This is a genomic window from Leptospira adleri, from assembly GCF_002811985.1.
GTDB classification, from domain to species: domain Bacteria; phylum Spirochaetota; class Leptospiria; order Leptospirales; family Leptospiraceae; genus Leptospira; species Leptospira adleri.
Genome location: NZ_NPDU01000116.1, coordinates 1 through 8664, shown reverse-complemented (window position 1 = coordinate 8664; position 8664 = coordinate 1). Strand labels below are relative to the sequence as shown.

Sequence of the window (8664 nt, the reverse complement as noted above, 5' to 3'; positions counted from 1 at the left end):
GTTCCGGACAGGAGGCATGGGCGGATCTTCTCTGGGTCGGTTTCGCAAATCTTGTGGGAGCCTTCTGGATGATACCGGAGAAAAAAACGGTTCTATATAAAACCGCGCTCACGCTTTTTTTGGGCACCGGGTTTATGTTTTACTTGCAGCTCGTTTTGATTCCTTCCGTAAATCTTCCCGATGTGCCTCTGACCGGAAGAATTCAGGAGAGTAAGAATCTTTGTATCGTCTCGGAAAATCCGTGGGTCGCTCTGACGTTCAAGAATGCGTTGCCTTCCGCGAACGTGGAACATTCGCTTCCGGGAGCGCAGATGAACTGTATGGACGGGAAGAGGGACGTCGTCGTTTATAGAACCAAAACGTCGCTTCCAACCGTATATGCTCCGGCGCAGTCCTGGTCGATTTGGAAACGGGATTTGGGAATTAAGGAAATTCTAATACACCAGGATTGGTATGATAGAATCCAACTCTACAGTTCGGAAACGATCCTTACCGAAAACTCGAAGTCGGTCAATCGATGAATTCCACGCTTAGGCATTTGGTCCGATACGCACCGGTCTATGTTTTACTGGTATTGATGATAGGGGTGATGATCCTTAAATACGGAAAGGCCATTCAAAAAAACGAATTCTATTCGGAAGAATCGAAGGAAGTGTGTCTAACGTATTGTACGAAATTGACGGGATGTGTGTCCGAACTGTTTCCCGGAATGGTCGTCAAAGAGCAAACCGCGAAAATCGAAAACTCGTGTCTTCGGGGCTGTAGAAAACACTTCGATAAGATGCAGGTTTGTCTTTCCGGAATCGAAACCGCGAGTTGCAAATCTCTGACCGGATGTCTGGAAACCGAGATTAAAAAATACTACTGAGCCTCTTCGTAGAATTTTTTGACTTTCGCCACGTATTTCTGAGTTTCTTTGTACGGAGGAATTCCGCCGTAACGATCGACGGCGCCCGGACCCGCGTTGTAAGCCGCAAGGGCGTGGTCTAAATTCTTATACTTGTTTAAGAGATCGCTCAGGAATTTTGTACCGCCTGCGACGTTTTCGGCAGGGTCGGAAGGATCGTCGACTCCGAGGAGATTCGCAGTGGAAGGCATGAGCTGCATCAAACCGATCGCACCTTTCGGAGAAACCGCATTCGTTTTGAAACCGGATTCCGCCTTGATGACGCTTTGAACAAGAGCCGGATCGAGATGATTCTTTTCCGATTCCTTGCGGATGATTTCGGCGAGAGTCGGTTCCACGCCTTTGAGTTCGCCTCGAACGTTCCTAATGGATTCTGATTCGGAAACCGGGTTTGTCTTTTCTTGTGCGGATTGGAGAATGGAATTAAAATCTTCGATCTGCGTTTTTTGAATCGGAGCGGGGGCTTCCCGGACAAACTGGCTCGGGAGGTTTTCGATCTCGCGGATTCGATTCAAAATGGATTGGACGGTGGGAAGTTCTTCGATCCTCATATTATGTCTCTCGGAAGAATTCTGAAAAAAGATGACCTTTTTTTCTTTTTGATGAAAATTCAAGGGATTCTTGATAATTTGAAAGCCTGGTAAATACTGCCGCTGTGATTGAAATCGCCATCACTTCCAGAATTTCGGCATTCCCCGTATTATACGCAAAGTCCCGAGGCTTTTTTGAAAAGGAAGGCCTTTCCGTTCAAGTGCGGATTCTCGAGAACTACGACGCAATATTAGCCTTTTTGAGTACCGGAAAGATCGAAGCGGGCGAAATTCCGTTTACGACTTGGTTGGATCTTCATCTTAAAAGAACGGCTCCGAACAAATCGATCTATCGAGGAATGATTCTCTCGAGAATGATTCATTCGTTTTATTCGAGATACAATTCCAGCACGGATTCGATTTTGGACAGTACTCCGTATTTGATTCCTGTTCTGCAAAATTCTTCTCTGGACAAGCTGCTCGCTCAGGAATTCTTAAAGTCGAGTAAGTTCCGAAAAAAAATCAGCTGCGCCTACGTCTCTTCGCGACCTTATCTTTTGGAATACGAATTCTCGCAGACGAATACGCTGGGATTGATCGGTTCCGTTCAGGAATCTCATTTCTTAAACAACGGATTCCGAATCTCGGACGGAAGGGATCTGCCGCCGTATCGCCTTCCGGTAAATATGCTCGCGTTCAGCGGAAAATTCGCAAAAACTTATCCGGATCGAATCGGTAAGATTCAAAGTGCGGTCTCCAGAGCGATTCAATCCTTGATCGAAAATACGAACGATTCGACGGAACACGCGATTCACGAAAGTGTTCCTGAGTTTAAGATAGAAGCGGAGCAGCTTCATTATTTTTTCAAACAGCCTTCGCAGGATCTGAAAGAGATGCTTTCTCCTTCCGCTGATCCGGAGGAGTTGGAATATCTCGGAAGAATTTTTTGGAGATCGATGGATCACCTTACGGAACCGCCTCCCGTTTTGATGGAAGCGCTCCAGATCGCAGCGAAGGAACCGATTCCCCAATATCCGGACGCTTTAAAGGCCCGAAAAACCGCTCTTATGGAAGAGCAGTTCAGCAATAAGAACGAATCGAGTCTTCTTTTACGCAAGGCCGGAGACAGAAGAGAACTCGGGGATCTGGTTACGGATCTTCAGAATCTCGTACTCAATATTTATAATTCTAAAAAGACGGCGAGGATGCCGATTCTTCCGCTCAAGGGAACCGCTTCGGCGATACGGACGGGGATAAATTCCATATTGGATTATCTTTTTCAGGAGATTAGAGCAAAAGAAATACATAATTTAGCGATCGATAATGTACTGATGATGCAGGGATTGGAGATGGACAAACGATCGATGGAGCTTCAGTTTTCCGAGGATCGTTTCAGTTATCTTTTCGAATTCTCTCCGATACCGGTTATATTATTGGACTCCATATCCGGAGCTTTGATCGGAGGAAATTATAACTTTCGAAGTTTGACCGGTTACAGCAAAGACAACGTCAACAATCTGACTCTTGAGGATTTGTTCCCCGGTTTGAGCGAGATGAGCGAGTGGTCTTCTCCCAATAAATCCGCGGAAACGATGTTGCGCGTGGATCAGGCTAAGATGAGGTTGAAAGACAAGTCCGAAATGCAGGTTTCGTTGAGTATCACCGCTTTGTTCGAGAGGGCGAGAAAAATCTATCAAGTCCATATCCTATTCGATTCGGATAAGAAGGAGACGGAGCAGGCGAAACACGAATTCATTTCGAATATAAGTCACGAGCTTCGTTCTCCGATGACGAATATTCAGGGATACTTCGAACTTTTAAGAAACGAACTGAATTCTTCTTTATCCAAAGATCAGAGCGGAATGTTGGACGTGATCGAAAAGAACATCAAACGATTGAATCATCTGATCGAGAATCTTTTGAAATTCGAAGAGGTGAGAGGGGACGATAACTCGGGTTTGGTGGAGAATTTCGATCCCGCTCTCGTGATCGAAGAAGTTGTTTATTCCAACGGGCCGTCCGCCAAAGAGAAAGGGTTGGAAATCGAAATAGGTCTATTGAAAAAGTTGAAAATTCGGGGAATCCGCTTCGAATTCTCGCAGGTGATTACGAATCTTTTTGTGAATGCGATCAAATATACGGAAAAGGGAAAGATAGAAATCAAGATGATTCAATCCGGAGCCGGAAAATTGGAGATCAACATCAAGGATACGGGAGTCGGAATCGATCCGAAATACATTGAAAAAGTATTCGAACGATTCTTTCGAATTCCGAACGATAGAAATAAACGAATCGGCGGAACCGGGCTCGGGCTTTCCATATCGAGAACCATTTTACATAAGATGAACGGCGAAATCACTCTGGAATCGAGAGTGAACGGCGGAAGTAATTTTAGAATTTTTTTACCGATACAAGAAGAATGAAAAAAAAATTAATCTATTCGGTCCTTGGAATCGTTATACTGTTTTTGATTTATCTCGTTTTTGATAACGGAGAAACCGGATTCTCCAGAGATAAAGAGAATGAGAAATTAAAGAGCGGATTGAGCCGCGCCACGGTCGACCAAGACGAGAATTCTCTTTTTGAGTCCGGTAACTTTTTGGATTTTTCAAGATCGGGAGTTACGGAGAATTCGAATGTGGACTCGGTTTCGAATGAGGGTTCTTCAGAAGAGGCCGCCGCCGAAGGCGGCGGTTATTCCAATCTTTCGCCCGAAGAAAGAGAAAGGTTGAGAAAGGAAGTGATTCGGAAGGTCAAACCGCTTGCGGATCGTTTTCCGGGAAACAGTATGATTCCTCGAGAACTGACAAGGGAAGAAGAGGAAAAGAGAAAAAGAGACGAAGAACGAATGTCGGAGATTCGGATCGCTTTATTAGAAGGGAGAGAAGTCGAAAAGCCTGAGATGAAATTCTATTTGGATTCTAAGATCAGAAGGTCCAACGATATGGAAGAAATCTTAGAATACAGTCTTAAATTTTTCAAAGAGTCTCAAAAGAATTTTCCGGATTCTTCCTTGAAGGTGATTCAAGAACGTTTGATTACGATTCAGAAAGGAAGAGAAGAATTGGTTCAGGCGAAGAAGAATCTCGATTCGCCGGAGTAATTTTTTCTCTTAGTCGCCATCCGCCGTGGATCGCAACTCGCTCGTATCGATTTTAAGTGCGGGCTGGATTTTTGGTCTAGGAAGGTTTCATCCAATACATTCCATAAAAAATCGGAAAAATTGGGTTCGGGGTGAACTCTAATTTTCTGAAAACCCTTTTGTTTTGCAGATCCAATTGCCAGATGAAGCTGTAAATCCTGTGAAACGTGGGACCTCCCGCATTCATCGTTTCCACAATAGAATCTCCTACTTCCAAAGATTCCAAAACCAGCATGTAATTAAAAAGAAGACACCGAGAAACGCCGTGACTCAACGCGAGCACTCCTAAAATATTCCACATTCCGGACTCGACTCTGAAATTGACCCGTTTCATTTTTCCTCGATCTTTCTGATAGAGAATTTTCCCGGCTTTCGAGTTCAAACGGGACGCACCTGCCAGAAATTTTCCGTATCTCCTCAGAAGCGACGGGAGTTTCTTTTTGAGGTCCTTTTGTTCTTTTGAATCGAGAGTAGAATAATAACTTTCCGGAATCAAAATTGTGACGACGTCGTTTTTGACTTCTGTAAGAGAGGATTCAATGAATTGGTCGGAGCGAATTGAAAGCATTTCCATACCTTTTACGGTTCCGCGCTTTGCTTTTCCGGACTCAAAAGCCGACCTAAAATCGAAATTTTTCAAAAAATAAAACCGGCTCAAAAAAATACATAGCGGACCAAAATCATCGAATCGCAAGAATACGATCCAAAAAGCAAAACTAAAAATTCAGATAAGAATGCGCGATACATTCGCGGAAAGCTATAAGAAGAATAACCGATTGAATCAAAGACAAAGAAGGAGGAGCAATCAACGCAAAATGTTACAATCAAAGCCAAAAACAAAAGAATAATCTAATTATTTAATATTCTTTTTCTTTTTTACGGCCGGTTTTTTCTTGGAAACCTTTTTAGATTTTTTCCGCGGTTTCTTCTCGGCGGCGGTACGTCCGGGAAGTTTCATTCCTGCAATCGTATAAGCTAACTCGATCAATTCTTCCAATCCCAAGACTCCCATGATATGAAGATTCTTCTCGAACCCGAGAGTTCTTAGAAACAAAAGAAGGTTCTGAACTCCGAAGGCCTGAATCAACCTCGGAATGTCTCCGACTCCTCTTTTGCGGATCCAAATCCCGGATTGCTCAGGAGTCAACTCCTGCACTACGGGGATTAGTTCCGTCGCTGGAATTTGCAAAGATAGTTCGATAAAGTTCTGCACTCCGACTTCTTTTAACAATGCAATCGACTTTGACGGACCGATATTTTTTAAAAGTTCTGCGGAAGATTCTTTTCCGGTTTTGAGAGCCATCTCGGCGATATCGGAAGCGGGCAGGGAAGTGGACAAAAGAACCAAGTCGTCCATCGGAATGCTATTTGCAAAATATGTAATATCTCCGGGCTTTACCGTGGACAAAAGTAAAACTAAAGTTTCTTCCGGAATTCGATTTAGGAATTCTACGATTGTCTTTTCGTCTAGGTTTTGGCTGATATAAAGAAGAGTTTTGTGATCCACTTTCTCGGAGAGAGAATATAATTTTTCATATCCAAGAGATCGAAACAGTTGAAAAGACTTTCCAGTTCCTAACTTATCTAAATATTCTAAGGCCTTCCCGATCTGATTGATCACTTTTTTCATCCAAACACATCCTCCAGGAGTCCGGATACAAGCCCAGTCAGCGGTTTTTGTTTGTGAATTGCAAGGATGTTTTCAGCCGTATTTTTAGAAACGTTATCCCGAAAACGAACGTATTCTTCTTCCGAGTAACCAAGAAATTCCTTTAGAGTCTCTCCTCTGTATTCGTTTAAGATAGAATCTCTTAAATTTTCGTAGAACTTTTCGGCGCTCTTTTCCAAAAGCGGATCTTTTGAGACCGCGTCCCTTAACTTCTCGAGATGTTTTCTTAGGTCCGTGGATTCCAGATGGCCCATTTCCGAAAATCCGGATTGAAAAAGAATCTTCAGCGTATTACGAATCAAAGTTTTTCCGGCTTCGCTTTCCGAGGAAGAATGAAGAATCTCCGCCATTCTTTCCGTAAAACCCGGAAGAAGAGTTCCTAAAAATCCGGAGATCTGTTTCTCAAAACCCGCGGCCTGAAAAACTCCCGCGAGCGGGTTTAGCTTTTTATTAAATTCTACTAATATCTTTTCCAATCCTTGCGAAAACATTTCCTGGATCGGAGACTGATTGAGAATTTTCATCAAAAAAATTTTCGAAGGAGCGGCGACCGTGCCGGTCGCCAATTCCAAAATCGCTTCCTGAGTTTCCAAACTCACAGCTTCTGAAACCGAGTTAAAAGGAAGCAAAGTCTGAACGTCCATTCCCTGCAGAATGATTCTTAACTTTTCCTCGGGAATTCGAATCCCTGCGATCGGTTCTAGAGAGATGGAAAGTCTTTCCGGCAAAAGTTCTTTCAAAGTGGAATCGAAAAGAAAGTCCAAACTTCTGTTTAAACTTTTTTGAACCTTATCGGTGTTTTCTATCCATTCCTTTGCCGCGGTTTGATATTCTTTTTTGGGCGCAAATAGACGTTTCCAAAATCCCATTCTAATTTGAGTTCCTTGATTAAGCGAGAGAAGGAAGAATTTTTTCCAACTCCGGTTTGTGATATGTCAGCTGATTGGCGTGATACAAAAGAATGTTCTTCTTCAACAGATTTCTAGTATCCCCTTCCTTTTGAAGCAGTTTGTCAGTTCCGGAAACGTTCCCGTTTCCGTCGAGTTTCAGGAGCTTATGATCCAATCCCTTTTTAAGAATGTTCTGAAACGCTTCTTCCAAGTGATCGGTGAATAATTTTCCCGAAATATGGATTCCTCTGGTTCTTTTTTTAAGTTCGTCACTCAAGGTTTGCAGACGTCTGAAAAGAATTTCTTTCCCCAAAGAAGAATCGGGTCTTAACTGCATTAGAATTGTGGAAAGTAGATTTCCCGGCGTGACCACGTAGTTTTTTCCCAGTCTTTCTTTTACGATGTTGGTCACCTCGTCGCTGCTCGCCTCTTCGGAGATGTCGAAATTCTCGCCGTAAGCGATATGAAGTTGGGCTTTTTTTGCGGAAATATAATCGTAAGTCAAAGTGAAGGAAATAAAGTGAACGTCCTTGATTTTAGTTCGAATATAGTAGACGCCCTTCTTGATCTGATTCAGATAACCGTCGTGATTGAACGTTCCTTCCGGAAACATAAACAAATTTCTTCCAGAACGGACCCTTTCGACCAGAGTGCTCCATTCCTGATCGACCATGTTTCGAAGTTCTCCGCTTTTGATCAGCTCTCTCGCGTTGTCGCGGAAAGGACGTTTCACCGGAAAACATCCGATATATCTTAAGAAAACCGGGATGACGTTCGTCTTGTCGATCAACCCGAAGATCAGTTTGAGAGTTCCTTTCGGACGAAATTCTTTTACTAAAAAATTCTTCCTTAAAATATCTTCTCTAGCCGGAATTGCGAACTTGATTTTGGGTTGGATCACTCTATGAACGGCGGACAACGCCGGAACGTCGCCTTCTTCCACGTGATTTCCTATGATCACAGTAGGATAATTGGCTTTGAGAATCCGATTGTGATTGGATTCTTCGAAGTATTCGTCTATCGAATCAAACATCAAACCCCGCGTTCTGTAAACAAGGGAGATGAGCCAGTCGTAAGTTTTGGTTGAATAGACGATCTGATTTGGATTTGAAATTGTAGAAGTAGCGGAGGACTCTTGCATGCGGCCCCTTTTTTGTTTTTTATCAATCGGTTGCGATACAAGTAACGCTAAGAAACAAAGAGTTTCTAGTCTACAACAATCCGGGGAATGGATTCTCCGATTCGAGTGGTGACTTCGTAGTTGATCGTATTCGTTTTATCCGCGATATCGTCCGCTGTGACCGTTTCTCCGTTGTCCCTGCCGATGACGGTGACTACGCTTCCGACTTCGGCTCCTGGAATATGAGTTACGTCGAGCATCGTCATGTTCATGCAGATTCTTCCGAGGATTTTCGCCCTTTTTCCTAGAACGAGCATGTCTCCGTTGCTCGATAGTTTTCGATCGATTCCTTCGTAATAACCGATCGGAACTACTGCGACTTTCGTCGGATAGGAAGTCTGAAACG

The 8664-nt window shown here is 43.4% G+C and carries 9 protein-coding genes and 1 pseudogene; 4 read left to right on the top strand and 6 right to left on the bottom strand.

The features are described from left to right. Together CH376_RS24365 and CH376_RS23045 are read left to right on the top strand one after the other, a co-directional pair. Window positions 1-521, top strand: a pseudogene (locus CH376_RS24365) (hypothetical protein); the annotation flags it as partial. Next, a complete protein-coding gene (locus CH376_RS23045) occupies window positions 518-868 on the top strand; it encodes a Cys-rich protein (protein ID WP_100786127.1) in 351 nt (116 codons plus the stop codon). The pseudogene CH376_RS24365 and the gene CH376_RS23045, both read left to right, overlap by 4 nt. Here CH376_RS23045 and CH376_RS23040 read toward each other — a convergent pair. Continuing rightward, window positions 862-1491 (bottom strand): lytic transglycosylase domain-containing protein, encoded by a 630-nt coding sequence (locus tag CH376_RS23040; RefSeq protein WP_420843591.1) that lies wholly within the window; start codon window positions 1489-1491, stop codon window positions 862-864. The two genes, CH376_RS23045 and CH376_RS23040, sit on opposite strands and share 7 nt — an antisense overlap. Before the next feature lie 71 nt (window positions 1492-1562). Between CH376_RS23040 and CH376_RS23035 the strand changes: the two genes are divergently transcribed. Together CH376_RS23035 and CH376_RS23030 are read left to right on the top strand one after the other, a co-directional pair. Further along, window positions 1563-3860, top strand: a complete 2298-nt coding sequence (locus tag CH376_RS23035) for an ATP-binding protein (RefSeq protein ID WP_100786129.1) — start codon at window positions 1563-1565, stop codon at window positions 3858-3860. Continuing rightward, the gene (locus CH376_RS23030) at window positions 3857-4540 is read left to right on the top strand and encodes an LIC_20245 family lipoprotein (protein WP_100786130.1); all 684 of its coding nucleotides are present in this window, start codon (window positions 3857-3859) and stop codon (window positions 4538-4540) included. The genes CH376_RS23035 and CH376_RS23030 overlap by 4 nt, the downstream gene beginning before the upstream one ends. A gap of 76 nt (window positions 4541-4616) precedes the next feature. Here the strand turns inward: CH376_RS23030 and CH376_RS23025 are convergent, their stop codons facing one another. The 5 genes from CH376_RS23025 to CH376_RS23005 all read right to left on the bottom strand — a co-directional run. Next, window positions 4617-5153, bottom strand: coding sequence for a DUF1564 domain-containing protein (locus CH376_RS23025; RefSeq protein ID WP_100786131.1), 537 nt, complete (start codon window positions 5151-5153; stop codon window positions 4617-4619). A 279-nt stretch (window positions 5154-5432) separates the two neighbouring features. Further along, window positions 5433-6209 (bottom strand): hypothetical protein, encoded by a 777-nt coding sequence (locus tag CH376_RS23020; RefSeq protein WP_100786132.1) that lies wholly within the window; start codon window positions 6207-6209, stop codon window positions 5433-5435. Then, window positions 6206-7117 (bottom strand): hypothetical protein, encoded by a 912-nt coding sequence (locus CH376_RS23015; RefSeq protein WP_100786133.1) that lies wholly within the window; start codon window positions 7115-7117, stop codon window positions 6206-6208. Before CH376_RS23015 ends, CH376_RS23020 begins: the two co-directional genes overlap by 4 nt. Window positions 7118-7136: 19 nt before the next feature. After that, window positions 7137-8279: a 1-acyl-sn-glycerol-3-phosphate acyltransferase gene (locus CH376_RS23010; protein WP_100786134.1), complete on the bottom strand. Its 1143-nt coding sequence runs from the start codon at window positions 8277-8279 to the stop codon at window positions 7137-7139. Window positions 8280-8344: 65 nt separating this feature from the next. Then, a partial coding sequence (locus tag CH376_RS23005) for an alanine racemase C-terminal domain-containing protein (protein ID WP_276329223.1) occupies window positions 8345-8664 on the bottom strand: 320 nt, incomplete at its 5' end.